At 67.9% G+C, this 19360-nt stretch carries 15 protein-coding genes and 1 tRNA gene; all 16 read right to left on the bottom strand.

What is annotated here, in order from left to right:
• Window positions 1-239: 239 nt before the first annotated feature.
• Window positions 240-1433 (bottom strand): elongation factor Tu, encoded by a 1194-nt coding sequence (gene tuf, locus GSF22_RS01475; protein WP_208810877.1) that lies wholly within the window; start codon window positions 1431-1433, stop codon window positions 240-242.
• Between the two features lie 211 nt (window positions 1434-1644).
• Complete coding sequence (gene fusA, locus GSF22_RS01470) at window positions 1645-3741, bottom strand: elongation factor G (RefSeq protein WP_208810876.1); 2097 nt, start codon at window positions 3739-3741, stop codon at window positions 1645-1647.
• A gap of 78 nt (window positions 3742-3819) precedes the next feature.
• Window positions 3820-4290: a 30S ribosomal protein S7 gene (rpsG, locus tag GSF22_RS01465; protein WP_208810875.1), complete on the bottom strand. Its 471-nt coding sequence runs from the start codon at window positions 4288-4290 to the stop codon at window positions 3820-3822.
• 1 nt (window position 4291) lies between these two features.
• A complete protein-coding gene (gene rpsL / locus GSF22_RS01460; protein WP_014440718.1) occupies window positions 4292-4666 on the bottom strand; it encodes a 30S ribosomal protein S12 in 375 nt (124 codons plus the stop codon).
• A 507-nt stretch (window positions 4667-5173) separates the two neighbouring features.
• Entirely contained in the window at window positions 5174-5503 is a 330-nt protein-coding gene (locus GSF22_RS01455; RefSeq protein WP_307803671.1) for a hypothetical protein, read from the bottom strand.
• Between the two features lie 500 nt (window positions 5504-6003).
• Window positions 6004-6360, bottom strand: a complete 357-nt coding sequence (locus GSF22_RS01450) for a hypothetical protein (RefSeq protein ID WP_208810908.1) — start codon at window positions 6358-6360, stop codon at window positions 6004-6006.
• Between the two features lie 83 nt (window positions 6361-6443).
• The gene (locus GSF22_RS01445) at window positions 6444-10331 is read right to left on the bottom strand and encodes a DNA-directed RNA polymerase subunit beta' (RefSeq protein WP_208810873.1); all 3888 of its coding nucleotides are present in this window, start codon (window positions 10329-10331) and stop codon (window positions 6444-6446) included.
• 123 nt (window positions 10332-10454) lie between these two features.
• On the bottom strand, window positions 10455-13886 hold the full coding sequence (rpoB, locus tag GSF22_RS01440) for a DNA-directed RNA polymerase subunit beta (protein WP_208810872.1): 3432 nt from the start codon (window positions 13884-13886) through the stop codon (window positions 10455-10457).
• Between the two features lie 556 nt (window positions 13887-14442).
• Window positions 14443-14832, bottom strand: a complete 390-nt coding sequence (rplL, locus tag GSF22_RS01435) for a 50S ribosomal protein L7/L12 (protein ID WP_208810871.1) — start codon at window positions 14830-14832, stop codon at window positions 14443-14445.
• 56 nt (window positions 14833-14888) lie between these two features.
• Entirely contained in the window at window positions 14889-15434 is a 546-nt protein-coding gene (gene rplJ / locus GSF22_RS01430) for a 50S ribosomal protein L10 (protein WP_208810870.1), read from the bottom strand.
• A gap of 525 nt (window positions 15435-15959) precedes the next feature.
• Window positions 15960-16676 carry a 50S ribosomal protein L1 gene (rplA, locus tag GSF22_RS01425; RefSeq protein WP_208810869.1) on the bottom strand — a complete coding sequence of 239 codons (717 nt, stop codon included), beginning with the start codon at window positions 16674-16676 and terminating at the stop codon, window positions 15960-15962.
• A gap of 79 nt (window positions 16677-16755) precedes the next feature.
• The gene (rplK, locus tag GSF22_RS01420; protein ID WP_208810868.1) at window positions 16756-17190 is read right to left on the bottom strand and encodes a 50S ribosomal protein L11; all 435 of its coding nucleotides are present in this window, start codon (window positions 17188-17190) and stop codon (window positions 16756-16758) included.
• A gap of 188 nt (window positions 17191-17378) precedes the next feature.
• A complete protein-coding gene (nusG, locus tag GSF22_RS01415) occupies window positions 17379-18095 on the bottom strand; it encodes a transcription termination/antitermination protein NusG (RefSeq protein ID WP_208810862.1) in 717 nt (238 codons plus the stop codon).
• A 30-nt stretch (window positions 18096-18125) separates the two neighbouring features.
• Window positions 18126-18512 carry a preprotein translocase subunit SecE gene (gene secE, locus GSF22_RS01410; RefSeq protein WP_208810861.1) on the bottom strand — a complete coding sequence of 129 codons (387 nt, stop codon included), beginning with the start codon at window positions 18510-18512 and terminating at the stop codon, window positions 18126-18128.
• A gap of 214 nt (window positions 18513-18726) precedes the next feature.
• Window positions 18727-18799: transfer RNA gene (locus tag GSF22_RS01405), tRNA-Trp, on the bottom strand.
• A 170-nt stretch (window positions 18800-18969) separates the two neighbouring features.
• Window positions 18970-19359 carry a MaoC family dehydratase gene (locus GSF22_RS01400; RefSeq protein ID WP_208810859.1) on the bottom strand — a complete coding sequence of 130 codons (390 nt, stop codon included), beginning with the start codon at window positions 19357-19359 and terminating at the stop codon, window positions 18970-18972.
• Between the last annotated feature and the right edge of the window lies 1 nt (window position 19360).

Raw genomic sequence — 19360 nt, 5'->3', positions numbered from 1 at the left:
ACTCCGCCCCGGGTATCCGGAGCTTCACCGACCACGCGGAGGGTCAAGGCGCCGATCGCGTCACCGCGACCTGGACGCCGTGCGGGGGTGGTTGACCATTGGAGTAGTCAACCACCCCGCACGCGACGGTCTTCGTTGCTGGTGTCCGGACTGGCCGACCACCGAACGACGGACTGTCGTTACGCAACCTGACTAGTATGCCGTACGCAGAACAGCGACGCTAATCGGGGTTACCTAGTTCACTTGATGATCTTGGTGACGAACCCCGCGCCAACCGTACGACCACCCTCGCGGATCGCGAACTTGAGGTTTTCCTCCATCGCGATGGGCTGGATGAGCTTCACGGTCATCGTGGTGTTGTCGCCCGGCATGACCATCTCGGTGCCCTCGGGCAGCGTGACGACGCCGGTGACGTCCGTGGTCCGGAAGTAGAACTGCGGACGGTAGTTCTGGAAGAACGGGGTGTGCCGGCCACCTTCCTCCTTGGAGAGGATGTAGACGGTCGCCTCGAACTCGGTGTGCGGGGTCGTGGTGCCCGGCTTGACGACCACCATGCCGCGCTCGACGTCCTCGCGCTTGATGCCCCGCAGCAGCAGACCGACGTTCTCACCCGCGCGGGCCTCGTCGAGCAGCTTGCGGAACATCTCGATACCGGTGCAGGTGGTCTTCATCGACTTCTCGCGGATGCCGACGATCTCCACCTCCTCGTTCGGCTTGAGCACGCCGCGCTCAGCGCGACCGGTGACGACGGTGCCACGACCGGTGATCGTGAAGACGTCCTCGATCGGCATCAGGAACGGCTTCTCGGTCTCCCGCTCCGGCTGCGGGATCGCGGTGTCGACCGCGGTCATCAGGTCCAGCAGCTTCTGGGTCCACTCGGGGTCACCCTCGAGGGCCTTCAGCGCCGAGACCCGGACGACCGGCAGGTCGTCACCCGGGTAGTCCTGGTTCGAGAGCAGCTCGCGGACCTCGAGCTCGACGAGCTCCAGCAGCTCCTCGTCGTCGACCATGTCGCTCTTGTTGAGCGCCACGACGATGTACGGCACGCCGACCTGACGGGCCAGCAGCACGTGCTCGCGGGTCTGCGGCATCGGGCCGTCGGTCGCCGCCACCACCAGGATCGCGCCGTCCATCTGCGCGGCACCGGTGATCATGTTCTTGATGTAGTCGGCGTGACCGGGGCAGTCCACGTGCGCGTAGTGCCGCGCCTCGGTCTGGTACTCGACGTGCGCGATCGAGATCGTGATGCCGCGGGCCTTCTCCTCCGGCGCCTTGTCGATCTCGTCGAACGGCGTGTACGGGTTGAGGTCCGGGAACTGGTCGTGCAGGACCTTGGTGATGGCCGCCGTCAGCGTCGTCTTACCGTGGTCGATGTGACCAATGGTGCCGATGTTGACGTGCGGCTTAGTCCGCTCGAACTTCGCCTTCGCCACTGGTGTCCTCCTGTGGACTTCTTGGTTCGTACGCCCGGCGCGCCACTTGAGCGCTTAGGACTCTGTCGACAGCCTTTCCGGTCTCGCGACCGGGAAGCTTGTGGGTCTTGCGGCGGTGAAGCCTACAGGCCCGGTCTTCATGCGGTCCGACCGCGTCGGCCTCGGGTGGGTGGACCCGCCCGGGGCCGACACGGATCGTCCGGCTCGGGAACTACTCGCCCGTGGCCTTCGCGATGATCTCCTTCGCCACGTTCTGCGGAACCTCGGCGTAGGAGTCGAACTGCATGCTGTAGCTAGCCCGGCCCTGGGTCTTCGACCGCAGGTCGCCGACGTAGCCGAACATCTCCGACAACGGCACCAGGGCGCGGACGACGCGGGCACCGCCGCGCTCCTCCATCGCCTGGATGATGCCACGGCGGGAGTTGAGGTCGCCGATCACGTCACCCATGTTCTCCTCAGGAGTGGTGACCTCGACCGACATCATCGGCTCGAGCAGCGCGGGGTCGGCCTTGCGGGCCGCCTCCTTCATCGCCATCGAGCCAGCGATCTTGAACGCCATTTCCGACGAGTCGACCTCGTGGTACTGGCCGTCCACCAGGGTCAGCTTGACACCGACCAGCGGGAAGCCGGCCAGGATGCCGTACTGCATGGAGTCCTGGGCACCGGCGTCCACCGAGGGGATGAACTCCTTGGGGATACGACCACCGGTGACGGCGTTGACGAACTCGTAGGTCGGGGCGTCGTTCTCCAGCGGCAGCGGCTCCAGGCTGATGATCACCCGGGCGTACTGGCCGGAACCACCGGTCTGCTTCTTGTGGGTGTACTCGACCTTCTCCACCTTGCGGCGGATGGTCTCGCGGTACGCCACCTGCGGCTTGCCGATGTTCGCCTCGACGTTGAACTCGCGGCGCATCCGGTCGACCAGGATGTCCAGGTGCAGCTCGCCCATGCCGGCGATGACCGTCTGCCCGGTCTCCTCGTCGTTCTTGACGCGGAAGGTCGGGTCCTCCTCGGCCAGCCGCTGGATGGCGGTGCTGAGCTTCTCCTGGTCGGCCTTGGTCTTCGGCTCGATGGCGACCTCGATGACCGGCTCCGGGAACGTCATCGACTCCAGGATGACCGGGTTCGCCGGGTCGCAGAGCGTGTCGCCGGTGGTGGTCTGCTTGAGACCCTGCACCGCGATGATGTCGCCAGCCTGGGCCGAGCTGCGCTCTTCCCGCTTGTTGGCGTGCATCTGGTAGATCTTGCCGATCCGCTCCTTGCGGTCCTTGGTGGAGTTCACCACCTGGGCGCCGGACTCGATCGTGCCGGAGTACACCCGGACGTAGGTGAGCTTGCCGAGGTGCTTGTCGGTCTGGATCTTGAAGGCCAGCGCCGAGAAGGGCTCGTTCTTCGACGGCTTCCGCTGCATCGGCGTCTCGCCGTCGGTCGCGGTGCCCTCGATGGCCGGGATGTCCAGCGGCGACGGCAGGTAGGCCACGACCGCGTCGAGCATCGGCTGGATGCCCTTGTTCTTGAAGGCGGTACCGGTCAGCACCGGGTTGGCCTTGCCCGCGATCGTCGCCCGCCGGATGGCGGCGTGGATCTCCTCGACGGAGAGTTCCTCACCCTCGAGGTACTTCTCCATGATGGCGTCGTCGACGTCGGCGAGGGTCTCCAGCAGCTTCTCGCGCCACTCGTTCGCGGTGTCGACCAGGTCGGCCGGGATCTCCTCGACCGCGTAGTCCTCACCCTTCTGGGTCTCGCCACGCCAGGTGAGCGCCCGCATCTGGACGAGGTCGACCACGCCGATGAAGTCCGCCTCGGCACCGATCGGCACCTGGAGCACCAGCGGGGTGGCCTTGAGCCGGTCGATCATCATCTGCACGCAGCGGAAGAAGTCGGCACCGGTCCGGTCGAGCTTGTTGACGAAGCACATCCGGGGCACGTTGTACTTGTCGGCCTGACGCCAGACGTTCTCCGTCTGGGGCTCCACACCGGCGACACCGTCGTAGACCGCGACCGCACCGTCCAGGACCCGCAGCGACCGCTCGACCTCGACCGTGAAGTCGACGTGGCCGGGCGTGTCGATGATCTGGATCGTGTGGCCCTTCCACTCACACTTGGTGGCGGCGGAGGTGATGGTGATCCCCCGCTCCTGCTCCTGCTCCATCCAGTCCATGACGGCAGCGCCCTCGTGGACCTCACCGATCTTGTACGTGATGCCGGTGTAGAACAGGATCCGCTCGGTGGTCGTGGTCTTACCAGCATCGATGTGCGCCATGATGCCGATGTTGCGTACGTTGGCGAGCGCGTCTGCGGCGGCCACTTCAATCCCTACTTATCGTCGTCTCGACTCACCTGGTGGTGGTCCCGGGTGCCGCGCGCGGCACCCGGGACCGGTGTCTTACCAGCGGTAGTGCGCGAAGGCCTTGTTCGACTCGGCCATCTTGTGGGTGTCCTCGCGCCGCTTGACGGCGGCACCCAGACCGTTGCTGGCGTCGAGCAGCTCGTTCATCAGCCGCTCGACCATGGTCTTCTCACGGCGGGCCTTGGAGTAGGTCACCAGCCAGCGCAGACCGAGCGTGGTGGCCCGGGCGGGACGGACCTCGACCGGCACCTGGTAGGTCGCGCCACCGACCCGGCGGCTGCGGACCTCGAGGGTGGGCTTGACGTTGTCCATCGCCCGCTTGAGGGTGACGACCGGGTCGGTGCCCGACTTCTCCCGGCAGCCCTCCAGGGCGCCGTAGACGATGCGCTCGGCGAGCTGCCGCTTGCCGCGCAGCAGGATCTTGTTCACCAGCTGGGTGACCAGCGGGGAGTTGTATACCGGGTCAGCGGCCAGCGGCCGACGCGGAGCGGGTCCCTTGCGCGGCATGTCAGCTCTTCTCCTTCTTCGCGCCGTAACGGCTGCGCGCCTGCTTGCGGTTGCGGACACCCTGGGTGTCCAGCGAACCGCGGACGATCTTGTAACGCACGCCCGGGAGGTCCTTGACCCGACCACCACGCACGAGCACGATGGAGTGCTCCTGGAGGTTGTGGCCGACGCCGGGGATGTACGCCGTCACCTCGATCTGGCTGCTGAGCTTGACACGAGCGACCTTGCGCAGCGCCGAGTTCGGCTTCTTCGGAGTGGTGGTGTACACACGCGTGCACACGCCGCGCCGCTGAGGACTCCCCTTCAGCGCCGGCGTCTTGGTCTTACTCGTCTTCGCCTGGCGGCCCTTTCGGACCAGCTGCTGGATCGTGGGCACCGGGTTTCTCCGCTCCCTTCGACCGCCAATGGGCGGCCGCGCCGTCTGCCGTAACCGCCCTCATGGACGGCTCTCCTACATTCCGGCCAGGGCCCCCGGACGGGGTCCCGGCACCCGCGGTCGGGCGTGTCGCCCGAGTCACGGTTCCGGCTCGGACTCGCGCCCGCGTACCGGCTATCTCTCGGCACGCGCGTGGAGCCGCGTGCCCTGTTCTTCGACTTTGTCGTGATAACCCTCAGTCGCCTGACACCGCGACGAGCGCACGCACGAGTTGCCCGGGCTAGCCCGGGCACGAGGGAAAAGAGTACCTACCACAGTCGCGCGGGTCAAAACGGGGTGGTGGGAAAAGCCGACCGGCTCCCCCGTCGGATTTTCCCGTGCCGATCGCCCAGCGATGAACCCGCACGTCGATGATGAGCAACTCCAGTAGCCCATTGTAACGCCCGACCGGGGCCCCCGGCCGGCGGCCCCGGGTAAGCCGACAGCTACCCCGGTAACCGGCGGAGGTCAGCCGATCTGGAGCAGAAGGGCGAGTCCGAGACTGAGCACGGTGAGCACCAGCCCCACCGCGCCACAGACGATACCGGCGATGGCGAGACCGCGCCCGGTGAACCGCACCGCCGGCGGGGCCGCGGCCCGACGGGTCTGCCGGCGCCCCAGCAGGCCGGACACCATGCCGGCCAGCCCGGCCAGGACGCCGAGCAGAGCGAAGGCTCCCCCCGCCCAGGCGCCCCAGCCGTCCTGGGCGCCCAGCAGGCCGAAACACCCCACCAGCAGGGCCACCAGGATCGAGACCACGCCGGCGACGAGCGCCCCGATCGCCAGACCCGAGGTCACCGGCGCAACCTCCAGCTGCACCAGGCCGAAGGGCGTGCCCTCGACCGGCGTCACCCGGCCCGGGGCCGGCCGGGCATCCCGGGGTGGTGGAGGTGGCGCCGCCACCGGTCCCCGGAACCCGGCTGCCTGCGGCACACCGGGCCCGGCGGGAGCGCCTGGCCCATGGGCAAAGACATGTTCGTGCGGCACAGCGGCCACTTGTGGCGCTGAGGGCGCCTGTGGCGCTGAGGGCGATTGGGGCACGGCAGCCTCCTGCGGCAGGGCGGGCGCCTGTGCCGCCTCCGGCGGGGAAGCTGCTCCGGCAGGAGCCGGCCTCGCCCACTCGCTGGGCGCGTCTCCGGCCGGACCGGACGCCTGCGGCGTCTCCTGGGCACCATCGGCCGCCCGGACCTCTTCCGCCACGACATCCCCTCTGAGAGCACGGATCCCCGCCACGGTGACGCAACGGATCTCAGGCCAGGCTACCGCCGCCGGGCACGCCCAGCCGCACCGACGGTGAGCTAGTCGACCGTGGGCGCGAAGTCCTGACCGACCGGTGTGCCGACGTACCGCAGCAGACCGACCACCAGTGCCGCCACCACCGTGGTGGCGGCCAGCGTGACGCCCGTCCAGGCCAGCCGCTCACCGCGCCGCAGCCAGGCCGCCCCGGTGAGGAAACCCCCCGACGCGTACGCCTCACGGCGCGCCTGCCGGGCCAGCCAGAGCCCGACCGTCGCCGGTACCAGCCCTGCGACGAAGAGCCCGGTCAGTGCCGCCACCAGACCGAGGGCGAACACGGCCCGCGCCTTGGTGGAACGGACCGGATCCGGGTCCAGCGGGTCCCGCAGGGGCGAACCGGGCGGCACCAGCGGCATCATCTGCACCGGGTAAGCCTACAAAGGCGACGGGCGCCCCGGGTGTCGAGCGGATCGACACCCGGGGCGCCCGTCGGCGCTGCTGACTAGCGGTACGACCCGAAGTCGAAGTCGTCCAGCGGAACGGCCTGGCCACTGGCCGGGCCGAAGCCGTAGTCGCTCTCCGGGTAACCGGTCATCGAGTACACCTTGGCCTTCGCCTCCTCGGTGGGCTCGACCCGGACGTTGCGGTACTTGCTGATGCCGGTACCGGCCGGGATGAGCTTACCGATGATGACGTTCTCCTTCAGGCCGATCAGCGAGTCGCTGCGGGCGTGGATCGCCGCGTCCGTCAGCACCCGGGTGGTCTCCTGGAAGGAGGCCGCCGACAGCCACGAGTCGGTGGCCAGCGACGCCTTGGTGATACCCATCAGCACCGGACGTCCGGCGGCGGGCTCGCCGCCCTCGCTCACCAGTCGGCGGTTCTCCGACTCGAAGAGCGCCCGGTCGACCAGCACGCCCGGCAGGAACTCGGTCGAGCCGGAGTCGATGACCGTCACCCGCTTGAGCATCTGGCGGATGATGATCTCGATGTGCTTGTCGTGGATGAGCACACCCTGCGAGCGGTAGACCTCCTGGACCTCCTGGGTCAGGTGGACCTGGACCGCCCGCGGGCCGAGGATGCGGAGCAGCTCGTGCGGGTCGATGGTGCCCTCGGTGAGCTTCTCGCCGACCTCGACGTGATCGCCATCGTGGGCCCGCAGCCGGACCCGCTTGGAGATCTTGTCGTAGACGATCTCGTCGCTGCCGTCGTCCGGCACCACGATGATCTTCCGCGACCGCTCGCCGTCCTCGATCCGGATCCGGCCGGGGGTGTCGGCGATCGGCGCCTTGCCCTTCGGTACCCGGGCCTCGAAGATTTCCTGGACACGGGGCAGACCCTGGGTGATGTCCTCACCGGCGACACCACCGGTGTGGAAGGTACGCATCGTCAGCTGCGTACCCGGCTCACCGATGGACTGGGCCGCGATGATGCCGACCGCCTCGCCGACGTCCACGGTCTTGCCGGTCGGCAGCGAGCGGCCGTAGCACGCACCGCAGACGCCCAGCTTCGACTCGCAGGTGAGCACGCTGCGGACCCGCACCGTGTCCACCCCGGCGGCGACGATCCGGTCGACCAGGATCGAGTTGAGGTCGGCGCCCCGCTCGGCGACGACCGACCCGTCCGGGCCCTTGATGTCGTCGGCCAGGGTCCGGGCGTGTACCCCGGTCTCGGCGTGCTCGTGGACGACCAGCCGGCCGTCGAGCCGCTCACCGACCTGCATGGTGATGGCCCGGTCGGTGCCGCAGTCCTCCTCGCGGATGATCACGTCCTGCGAGACGTCGACCAGACGACGGGTCAGGTAACCCGAGTCGGCGGTACGCAGCGCGGTGTCGGCCAGACCCTTACGGGCACCGTGCGTGGAGATGAAGTACTCCAGTACGGAGAGACCCTCCCGGTAGCTGGCCTTGATGGGCCGCGGGATGATCTCACCCTTCGGGTTGGCCACCAGACCACGGATCGCGGCGATCTGACGGAGCTGGAGCAGGTTACCGCGGGCACCCGAGTTGATCATCTTCCACAGCGGGTTCTCCTGCGGCAGCGCGGTGTCCATCTCCTTGGCGACCTCGTTGGTCGCCTTGGTCCAGATCTCGATGAGCTCGCCGCGGCGCTCCTCGGCGGTCATCAGACCACGCTGGTACTGCTTGTCGATCCGGTCGGCTTCCTTCTCGTACCGCTCCAGGATCTCCCGCTTGCGCGGGGGCGCGATGACGTCCTCCATGCCGATCGTCACGCCGGACCAGGTGGCCCAGTGGAAACCGGCCTCCTTGAGCCCGTCCAGGGTCGCGGCCAGCGCCACCTTCGGGAACCGCTCGGCGAGGTCGTTGACGATCGCCGAGAGCTGACCCTTACGGATCTCGTAGTTCACGAAGCGGTAGCCCTGCGGCAGCGTCTCGTTGAACAGCACCCGGCCGAGCGTCGTCTCGACGGTCAGCGGCTCGCCCTCGGTCCAGCCCTCCGGTGCGGTCCACGGCTCGGCGCCCGCGCCGTTGTCCACCCCGACCAGGCCCTTGAGCCGGATCTTGACCGGCGCCTGGAGGTGCAGCTCACCGTTGTCGAACGCCATCCGTGCCTCGGCGTCCGAGCTGAACGCCCGGCCCTCGCCCCGCTCGCCCTTGGTGAGGTGGGTGAGGTGGTAGAGACCGATGACCATGTCCTGGGTGGGCATGGTGACCGGCTTGCCGTCGGCCGGCTTGAGGATGTTGTTCGACGACAGCATCAGGATCCGCGCCTCGGCCTGGGCCTCGGCCGACAGCGGCACGTGCACCGCCATCTGGTCACCGTCGAAGTCCGCGTTGAACGCGGTGCAGACCAGCGGGTGGATCTGGATGGCCTTGCCCTCGACCAGCTGCGGCTCGAACGCCTGGATACCCAGCCGGTGCAGGGTCGGCGCCCGGTTCAGCAGGACCGGGTGCTCGCCGATGACCTCTTCCAGCACGTCCCACACGACCGGCCGCTGCCGCTCGACCATCCGCTTGGCGGACTTGATGTTCTGCGCGTGGTTGAGGTCGACCAGCCGCTTCATCACGAACGGCTTGAACAGCTCCAGCGCCATCTGCTTCGGCAGGCCGCACTGGTGCAGCTTGAGCTGCGGGCCGACCACGATGACCGAACGGCCGGAGTAGTCGACGCGCTTGCCGAGCAGGTTCTGCCGGAACCGGCCCTGCTTGCCCTTGAGCATGTCGGAGAGCGACTTGAGCGGGCGGTTACCCGGACCGGTGACCGGCCGGCCCCGGCGGCCGTTGTCGAACAGCGCGTCGACGGCCTCCTGGAGCATCCGCTTCTCGTTGTTGACGATGATCTCGGGGGCACCGAGGTCGATCAGCCGCTTGAGCCGGTTGTTCCGGTTGATCACCCGGCGGTACAGGTCGTTCAGGTCGGAGGTCGCGAAGCGGCCACCGTCGAGCTGCACCATCGGACGCAGGTCCGGCGGGATGACCGGTACGCAGTCCAGCACCATGCCGAGCGGCGAGTTGCGGGTGTTGAGGAACGCCGCGACGACCTTCAGCCGCTTGAGGGCACGGATCTTGCGCTGTCCCTTGCCGCTGCGGATGATCTCGCGGAGGTTCTCCGCCTCGGCGTCCAGGTCCATGTTCTGGACCAGGGCCTTGATGGCCTCGGCGCCCATGCCACCGGTGAAGTACTCGCCGAACCGGTCCCGCAGCTCACGGTAGAGCAGCTCGTCGGTGACCAGCTGCTTGGCGTCCAGCTTGCGGAAGGTGTCGAGGACCTCGTCCAGCCGGTCGATCTCGCGCTGCGCCCGGTCGCGGATCTGGCGCATCTCGCGCTCGCCGCCCTCTTTGACCTTGCGGCGCACGTCGGCCTTGGCACCCTCGGCCTCCAGCTCGGCCAGGTCGGCCTCCAGCTTGGCGGCCCGCTTCTCGATCTCCGAGTCCCGGCTGTTCTCCGCCTGGCGCTTCTCGGCGAGGATCTCGTTCTCGATGGTCGACAGGTCGCGGTGCCGCGACTCGGCGTCCACGCTCGTGATCACGTACGAGGCGAAGTAGATGATCTTCTCAAGGTCCTTGGGCGCCAGGTCGAGCAGGTAGCCCAGCCGGCTCGGCACACCCTTGAAGTACCAGATGTGGGTGACCGGCGCGGCCAGCTCGATGTGGCCCATCCGCTCACGACGGACCTTCGACCGGGTCACCTCGACGCCGCAGCGCTCACAGATGATGCCCTTGAACCGGACCCGCTTGTACTTGCCGCAGTAGCACTCCCAGTCCCGCTGCGGACCGAAGATCTTCTCGCAGAAGAGCCCGTCCTTTTCCGGCTTCAGGGTGCGGTAGTTGATCGTCTCAGGCTTCTTGACCTCGCCGTGCGACCACTGACGGATGTCGTCGGCGGTGGCGAGACCAATGCGCAGCTCGTCGAAGAAGTTGACGTCGAGCACGTTAAGTGTCCCCTATGTCGTCGTCTGTATTGCTAGCTACTGAGTGGGGTCGGGGGCCGGGTGACCGGCGAGGGGATCAAGCGTGACCGCGCCGGGCGGTCACCCGGCCCCCAACCCGCAACCTCACACTTCCTCGACGCTGCTCGGCTCGCGCCGGGACAGGTCGATGCCGAGTTCCTCCGCCGCCCGGAACACCTCGTCGTCGGTCTCGCGCATCTCCAGGGCCACGCCGTCGCTGGAGAGCACCTCGACGTTGAGGCACAGCGACTGCAGCTCCTTGAGCAGCACCTTGAACGACTCCGGGATGCCCGGCTCGGGAATGTTCTCGCCCTTGACGATCGCCTCGTAGACCTTGACCCGGCCCAGGACGTCGTCGGACTTGATGGTCAGCAGCTCCTGCAGGGCGTACGCAGCGCCGTACGCCTGCATGGCCCAGCACTCCATCTCGCCGAACCGCTGGCCACCGAACTGCGCCTTACCACCGAGCGGCTGCTGGGTGATCATCGAGTACGGGCCGGTCGACCGGGCGTGGATCTTGTCGTCGACCAGGTGGTTCAGCTTCAGGATGTAGATGTAACCGACCGCGATCGGGTCCGGCAGCGGCTCGCCCGACCGACCGTCGAAGAGCTGCGCCTTACCGCTCGCCCCGATCAGCTGCTTGCCGTCCCGGTTGGGCAGGGTGGACGCGAGCAGGCCGGAGATCTCCGCCTCGCGGGCACCGTCGAAGACCGGGGTGGCCACGTTGGTGTCCGGCTCGGACTCGTCCGCGTCGATCGACCGCAGCGCCCGCTTCCACTCGGCGTCGTCGCCCTCGACCTTCCAGCCGGTCTTGGCCACCCACCCGAGGTGGGTCTCCAGTACCTGACCGATGTTCATCCGGCTCGGCACACCGAGCGGGTTGAGCACGATGTCGACGGGGGTACCGTCCTCCAGGAACGGCATGTCCTCGATCGGCAGGATCTTGGAGATGACGCCCTTGTTGCCGTGCCGGCCGGCGAGCTTGTCGCCGTCCTGGATCTTCCGCTTCTGGGCCACGTACACCCGGACCAGCTCGTTGACCCCCGGCGGCAGCTCGTCGCCGTCCTCGCGGGAGAAGGTACGCACGCCGATGACCGTGCCGGTCTCACCGTGCGGCACCTTCAGCGAGGTGTCCCGGACCTCACGCGCCTTCTCACCGAAGATCGCGCGGAGCAGCCGCTCCTCCGGGGTCAGCTCGGTCTCACCCTTGGGCGTGACCTTGCCGACCAGGATGTCACCGGGTACGACCTCGGCGCCGATCCGGATGATGCCGCGCTCGTCGAGGTCGGCGAGCATCTCCTCGCTGACGTTCGGGATGTCGCGGGTGATCTCCTCCGGGCCGAGCTTGGTGTCCCGGGCGTCGACCTCGTGCTCCTCGATGTGGATCGAGGTGAGCACGTCCTGCTGCACGAGGCGCTGCGACAGGATGATCGCGTCCTCGTAGTTGTGCCCCTCCCAGGTCATGAAGGCCACGAGCAGGTTACGCCCGAGCGCCATCTCGCCCTCGTCGGTGCACGGACCGTCGGCGATGACCTGGCCGGCCTCGACCCGGTCCCCCTCGAAGACCACCGGCTTCTGGTTGACGCAGGAGCCGGCGTTCGAACGACGGAACTTGTGCAGCAGGTAGGTCCGCCGGTGGCCGTCGTCCTGGTGCACGGTCACGTAGTCGGCGCAGAGGTCCTCGACCACGCCACCGACCTCGGCGACCACCACGTCACCGGCGTCGACCGCGGCCCGGTACTCCATGCCGGTACCGACCAGCGGGGACTCGGCCTTGACCAGCGGCACAGCCTGACGCTGCATGTTCGCGCCCATCAGGGCCCGGTTGGCGTCGTCGTGCTCCAGGAACGGGATCATCGCGGTCGCGACGGAGGTCATCTGCCGCGGCGACACGTCCATGTAGTCCACGGCCGCCGGCGGGACGTCCTCGGTCTCGCCACCCTTACGACGGACCAGGACCCGGTCCTCGGCGAACGTACCGTCGGCCTTGAGCGGCGCGTTGGCCTGGGCCTTGACGAACCGGTCCTCCTCGTCCGCGGTCAGGTAGTCGATCTGGTCGGTGACCCGGCCGTCGACGACCTTGCGGTACGGCGTCTCGATGAAGCCGAACGGGTTGACCCGGGCGAACGTCGACAGCGCGCCGATCAGACCGATGTTCGGGCCTTCCGGCGTCTCGATCGGGCACATCCGGCCGTAGTGCGACGGGTGCACGTCCCGGACCTCGAAGCCGGCCCGCTCCCGGGACAGACCACCCGGGCCGAGCGCGCTCAGCCGGCGCCGGTGGGTGAGCCCCGCCAGCGGGTTGGTCTGGTCCATGAACTGGGACAGCTGCGACGTACCGAAGAACTCCTTGATCGCCGCCACCACCGGGCGGATGTTGATCAGGGTCTGCGGGGTGATCGCCTCGACGTCCTGGGTGGTCATCCGCTCGCGGACGACCCGCTCCATCCGGGACAGACCGACCCGGACCTGGTTCTGGATCAGCTCGCCGACGGTACGCAGCCGCCGGTTGCCGAAGTGGTCGATGTCGTCGGCCTCGTAGCCCTCCTCACCGGCGTGCAGCCGGCAGAGGTACTCCACGGTGGCGACGATGTCGTCCTCGGTCAGGATGCCGGTGGTGATCGGCACGCTCAGTTCGAGCTTCTTGTTGAACTTGTAACGACCGACCTTGGCGACGTCGTACCGCTTCGGGTTGAAGAAGAGGTTGTCGAGCAGGGTCTGGGCGTTCTCCCGGGTCGGCGGCTCGCCGGGCCGGAGCTTGCGGTAGATGTCGAGCAGCGCCTCGTCCACCCCGGCGATGTGGTCCTTCTCCAGGGTGGTCATCATCAGCTCGGACCAGCCGAACCGCTCGCGGATCTGCTCGGCCGACCAACCGATGGCCTTGAGCAGGACGGTGACGGCCTGCCGGCGCTTACGGTCGATGCGGACACCTACCGTGTCGCGCTTGTCGATGTCGAACTCCAGCCAGGCACCCCGGCTCGGGATGACCTTGACGCTGGAGAGGTCGCGGTCGGAGGTCTTGTCCGGCTGCTTGTCGAAGTACACGCCCGGCGAGCGGACGAGCTGGCTGACCACGACGCGCTCGGTGCCGTTGATGATGAAGGTGCCCTTCGGCGTCATCATCGGGAAGTCACCCATGAACACCGTCTGGCTCTTGATCTCGCCGGTGGTGTTGTTGGTGAACTCCGCGGTCACGAAGAGCGGCGCGCAGTAGGTCAGGTCCTTCTCCTTGCACTCCTCGATGGAGGCCTTGACCTCGTCGAAGCGCGGAGCGGAGAAGGACAGCGACATGGTGCCGGAGAAGTCCTCAATGGGACTGATCTCGTCGAGGATCTCCGCGAGACCAGAGCGTGCGTGCGGGTCGTCAGCCGACCGGCCCTGCCAAGCCTCGTTACCGACCAGCCAGTCGAAGGACTCGTTCTGGATGGCGAGGAGGTTGGGGACCTCGAGATGTTCGGTGATCCTGCCGAATGAGACACGGCGGGGCGCGAAAGCGCTCGACGTACGACTGGTCTTCGCAGGGCGGGAAGCTGCCAAGATGCGTCCTTCCGAGGACCGGTGCTGCAGAACGGCTGTTACGCGTGCATCCCGATGACCCCGCTCAAATCTCCGGAATCGGACATTCCGAGCAGGCAAAAAGCCGGAAGGCAGCGCAAACTAGCAGTGTAGCCGAAAGGCTAACCGCTGTCCAGCCACCCCGCAGGTCGACGCGGAACGTGCCTCGGGGGACCCCGATCGGGTCTCTCCCGGGACGCTCAGAACGCGGCGTACCCATCGGGCCGCCCGTGTCGACGGCAGTGGCGTTTCGCCGCTGTCGTTACCCGGGCCATGGCCGTCGCAAGCGCGGAAGGTCTTGCAGATGTCAGCGTGCCTGCCGCATCGCACCGCGTCAAGGGCTGGTCCGTCTTTCCGACCACCCGCCCCGCGCCGCCGCGACGTTCCTCCGGCGCTCGACGCCGGCATCACCCCTGATCAGCAGGGGTAAGCCGCCCGTAGTCAGAACAAAGCGGGCGGTGACCCGATTCCGGATCGCCGCCCGCTTCGCTGAGCTGTGCCTCAGCTCACACGAGCTGAGAGGAGCCGAAGCTCGACCTTACTTGAGGGTGACCTTGGCGCCTTCGCCCTCGAGCTTGGCCTTGGCCTTGTCCGCAGCCTCCTTGTTGACCTTCTCGAGGACAGCCTTGGGGGCCGCCTCGACGAGGTCCTTGGCCTCCTTGAGGCCCAGGCCGGTCAGCTCACGCACGACCTTGATGACCTGGATCTTCTTGCCACCGTCAGCCTCGAGGACGACGTCGAACTCGTCCTTCTCCGGCTCGGCCTCGGCAGCCGCAGCGCCGGCGCCCGGGGCGGCCATCATCATCGCGGCCGGAGCGGCGGCGGTGACCTCGAAGGTGTCCTCGAACTGCTTCACGAACTCCGAGAGCTCGATCAGCGTCATCTCCTTGAACGCGTCGAGCAGCTCTTCGGTGCTGAGCTTCGCCATGTCTGGCGTCCTTTCCTAAAACTTCGGAAGTATGAACTGGTACGCCGGGAAGGCCGTCAGGCCTGCTCGGCGCCCTCCTTCTCGCGCTTTTCCTGCAGTGCAGCCGCCAGACGGGCGGTCTTCGACAGCGGCGCCTGGAACAGGGCCGCGGCCTTGCTCAGGTTGGCCTTCATCGCGCCGGCCAGCTTGGCCAGCAGGACCTCACGGGACTCGAGGTCGGCGAGCTTCGTGACTTCAGCCGCGGAGATCGTCTTGCCCTCGAAGACCCCGCCCTTGATGACGAGCTTCGGGTTGGCCTTCGCAAAGTCGCGAAGGCCCTTCGCCGCCTCGACGACGTCGCCCGAAACGAAGGTCAGCGCGGTAGGACCGGTGAACAGCGCGTCGAGGCCGTCGATGCCAGCGTCCGTTGCGGCCCGCTTGGCCAGCGTGTTCTTGGCGACCGTGTAGGTGGTCTCCTTACCGAGCGAGCGCCGCAGCTGGGTCAGCTGGGCGACCGTCAGGCCGCGGTACTCGGTCAGCACGGTGGCGCCCGAGCTCCGGAAGTGCTCGGTGAGTTCGGCAACGGCCGTGGCCTTGTCGGCCCGAATCGGCTTGTCCGCCATGTCCCTCCTCTCTCGTTGCTCCAGGCTGGTTACCTTCGCCAGCGCTGCTGCTGGAGAGGTCGGTAACAAAGGAACACCGCAACGAGAAAAGCCCCGGCGCAGGGCGCACGGGGCGAGAGTCGACGCGCAGCAGTGGTCGGCGGACCACAGCACGAACCGGTTTTCGCTTGCCGCCCTACGCGGGTCGCCCGTCACGACGGAACCTTCGACCGTGCCGGAGCACGGTGACCAGCGGTCTCTGGGTGGAACTTCGCCGGTAAGAGTACGCGACGCGTCGGGTGCCTACCAAATCACCCCCGGTGCCGCCGGTCACTCCACCCCGACCGCCCGACCGGGACTCCCCGTCCGTGGCGGTCACGGCCGGATACCTGGGTCGGTGACCTGGCCGGACCGATGCGTTCCCGCTCGGCAGCGGGTAGCACGGACGGCGCCGGTCCCGCAGCGACAGGTCTGCGCCCTTCGTGGAACGACAACCGGGGCGTCACCACCAGCGGTGGCGACGCCCCGGTCGACGGGTCCCGGAGATCAGGCCTCGGCCGCGCTCTCCTGGAGCTTCTTCACGATGTTGGGGTCGACCGGGACACCCGGGCCCATCGTCGTGGTCAGGGTGACCTTCTTGAGGTACTTGCCCTTGGCTGCGGACGGCTTGGCCCGCAGCACCTCGTCCAGCACCGCCGCGTAGTTGTCGATCAGCTGGGTCTCCGAGAACGAGGCCTTGCCGATGATCAGGTGCAGGTTCGAGTGCTTGTCCACCCGGAAGGTGATCTTGCCGCCCTTGATGTCCGCGACCGCCTTGGCGACGTCCATGGTCACCGTGCCGGTCTTCGGGTTCGGCATGAGACCGCGCGGGCCCAGGATCCGCGCGATCCGACCGATCTTGGCCATCTGGTCCGGCGTGGCGATGGCCGCGTCGAAGTCCAGCCACCCCTCCTGGATCCGGGCGACGAGTTCGTCGGTACCCACCTCGTCCGCACCCGCGGCCACGGCCTCCTCGGCCTTGGCGCCGGCGGCGAAAACGATCACGCGGGCGGTCTTACCGGTGCCGTGCGGCAGGTTGACCGTGCCACGGACCATCTGGTCCGCCTTGCGGGGGTCGACGCCGAGGCGCATGGCGACCTCGACCGTGGCGTCGAACTTGACGTTGGTGGTCTCCTTGGCGAGCTTGACCGCCTCGGCCGGGGTGTAGAGCTTGGTCCGGTCGATGACCTCGGCGGCCTTGCGGTAGCCCTTGCTGCGCTGCATGTCTGGTTACTCCTGTGGTTACTGGCGGGCCGCGGACGACGCGTACCCTCCCACGATCCTGAACTCGGGTGGGGCGAGACTAGTCGTTGACGGTGATGCCCATGGAGCGGGCGGTACCCGCGATGATCCGCTCGGCGTGGTCGAGGTCGTTCGCGTTGAGGTCGGACATCTTCTTCTCGGCGATCTCGCGCAGCTGGGCGCGGCTGACCGAGCCGACCTTCTCCTTGTGCGGCACGCCGGAGCCCTTCTGCACGCCGGCAGCCTTGATCAGCAGCCGGGCGGCCGGCGGGGTCTTCAGCACGAAGCTGAAGGTCCGGTCCTCGTACACGCTGATCTCGGCGGGGACGATGTCACCGCGCTGCGACTCGGTCTGCGCGTTGTACGACTTGCAGAACTCCATGATGTTCACGCCGTGCTGACCGAGCGCCGGACCGACCGGCGGCGCCGGGGTGGCCTGGCCCGCCGGGAGCTGAAGCGTGAAAGTCTTGACGAGCTTCTTCTTCTTCGGAGGCATGTCTACTTCCTGGGGCTTGGAACTGGGAATGGTGCACCTGACTCCGCCAGCGGGGCGCACACGGCCAGCACGGCCCACGGCGGCGACGTTCTAGGGTAGCGCAGGGCTCTGCCCTGCTCTCCGACGAGGTCGCGGCGCAACGAGTAAGGCCGCGGAGCGGTACGTCGACCACCCCGCGGCACCCGAAGCTAGATCTTGGCGACCTGGTTGAAGTTCAGCTCGACCGGCGTCTCCCGACCGAAGATCGACACCAGTACCTTCAGTTTCTGCTGGTCGGCGTTGATCTCGCTGATCGTCGCCGGCAGCGAGGCGAAGGCGCCATCGGTCACCGTGACCGAGTCGCCGACCTCGAAGTCGAGCACCTTGACCTCGGGCTTGGCCTTCTTGGTCTCGGTCTCCACCGCCGGCGCCAGCCACTTCAGCACCTCGTCGAGCGACAGCGGTGCCGGGCGGTCGGCCCGGTCGGTCGCCCCGACGAAGCCGGTGACCCCCGGGGTGTTCCGCACGCAGGAGTAGGACTCCGCGGTCAGCTCCATCCGGACCAGGATGTAGCCGGGGAAGACCTTGTTCTGGACCTGGAGGCGCTTGCCGTTCTTGACCTCGACCTCTTCCCGGGTCGGCACCTCGACCTGGTAGATGAACTCTTCCATGTCGAGGCTGGTGATCCTGGTTTCGAGGTTGGTCTTGACCTTGTTCTCGTAACCGGCGTAGGAGTGCACCACGTACCAGTCACCCGGGGCGTAACGCAGCTTCTGCCGCAACTCGGCGACCGGGTCGTACTCCGGCTCCGGCTCGGTGGTCGCGAATTCCGGTTCGCTGGCGGCCTCGACCGACTCGTCACCGGCCGCCGTCGCCACCGCGGACTGCTCGTCCATGGGTTCGGCGGTCTCGTCGTACTCAGGCACGCTCGCTCACTTCCGTCACTGTCGCTTTAGTCAGCTGGAGTTACCGAACACCCACAGCGCGCCCTTGGCGAACACGAAGTCGAGTCCGACGACGAGCGCGGTGACCACCGCGACGAACGTGACGACGACGGCGGTGTAGGTCAGCAACTCCTTGCGGGTCGGCCAGATGACCTTACGCAGCTCGGCCACTACCTCGCGGAAGAACCGGGCGATCCGGCCGAAGAAACCCACCCGGTCGGTCTCCGACCGGGCCTTGGGCTTGCTGTCCGCCTCATCCGCCCGCTTCCGGGAACGGGTGGCGGTGCCACCGCGCGAGACCGGCTCATCCGCTTCGGCGGCGTCCGCCTCGTCGGCGACGACCTCGTCATCGAGGCGGTCGTCCGCAGCGTCCTCGCCGCGCCGATTGCTCTCGGCCACTTCGCCCTCCGTCGCGGGTGATGGGTCACGCACCGGGATGGGGTACGCGCGGCGCGGTAGCGCCGGCCGGGCCAAGCCGCTCCGCGGGCGGGCCGCGGCCGGCGGATGCGGCGGGAGCCCCGATGCCTCGGAGCGACCCCGCCGGTACCACCACCACGGGACCCACGCCACCTGACGGTGACGTCGACCCCCGGGAACGGTCGGGCCTGAGGCGCAGGGGTGACAGGACTTGAACCTGCAGCCTGCGGTTTTGGAGACCGCTGCTCTGCCAATTGAGCTACACCCCTGTGCGGCAACGCTCACCCTGACCCGACGAATGCCTGGACAGGGGTCACTTGCCCCACGGCGGACCAGTGTACGGGTAGCCGGCCGACTTTCCCAACCGGTACCGCCATTCGCGTTCGGGACGCAGGTCAGGGCCGGTCCGGTAGCGCGCCGGCACCGGCCCGACCACCGTTCAGGAGGGTGTGCGGACGATCGCCCGGGCCTGTGACAGCACCTTCTCCCCCGCGCAGGTGGCGGTCACGTCGAGCCGGGTCAGGCCCTCCCCCGCCTCCCGGGCGGTGGCCCGTACCTCGATCTCGGTACCCGTGTCGTCGTCCGGCACCACCACCGGGCGGGTGAACCGGACGCCGTACTCCACCACCGCGTCCGGGGCGCCGGCCCACTCGGTGACGGCGCGGCCCACCAGGGCCATGGTGAACATCCCGTGGGCGATGACGCCCGGCAGGCCCACCCCGGTGGCGACCCGGTCGCTCCAGTGGATGGGGTTGAAGTCGCCGGACGCACCGGCGTAGCGGACCAGGTCAGCCCGGGTCACCCGGAACGTCTTGACCGGCAGATCCATC

It is taken from the genome of Micromonospora echinofusca (assembly GCF_017614955.1).
Classification (GTDB): Bacteria; Actinomycetota; Actinomycetes; order Mycobacteriales; family Micromonosporaceae; genus Micromonospora; species Micromonospora echinofusca_A.
This window is presented reverse-complemented; position numbering and strand designations above follow the sequence as displayed.

Excerpts from the sequence above, each read along its gene's own strand:
- rplJ (WP_208810870.1), bottom strand. The coding sequence starts at position 15,434 with ATGGCGGACAAGCCGATTCGGGCCGACAAGGCCACGGCCGTTGCCGAA.
- rplL (WP_208810871.1), bottom strand. The coding sequence starts at position 14,832 with ATGGCGAAGCTCAGCACCGAAGAGCTGCTCGACGCGTTCAAGGAGATG.
- GSF22_RS01450 (WP_208810908.1), bottom strand. The coding sequence starts at position 6,360 with ATGATGCCGCTGGTGCCGCCCGGTTCGCCCCTGCGGGACCCGCTGGAC.
- GSF22_RS01400 (WP_208810859.1), bottom strand. The coding sequence starts at position 19,359 with ATGGATCTGCCGGTCAAGACGTTCCGGGTGACCCGGGCTGACCTGGTC.
- rpsG (WP_208810875.1), bottom strand. The coding sequence starts at position 4,290 with ATGCCGCGCAAGGGACCCGCTCCGCGTCGGCCGCTGGCCGCTGACCCG.
- rplK (WP_208810868.1), bottom strand. The coding sequence starts at position 17,190 with ATGCCTCCGAAGAAGAAGAAGCTCGTCAAGACTTTCACGCTTCAGCTC.
- rplA (WP_208810869.1), bottom strand. The coding sequence starts at position 16,676 with ATGCAGCGCAGCAAGGGCTACCGCAAGGCCGCCGAGGTCATCGACCGG.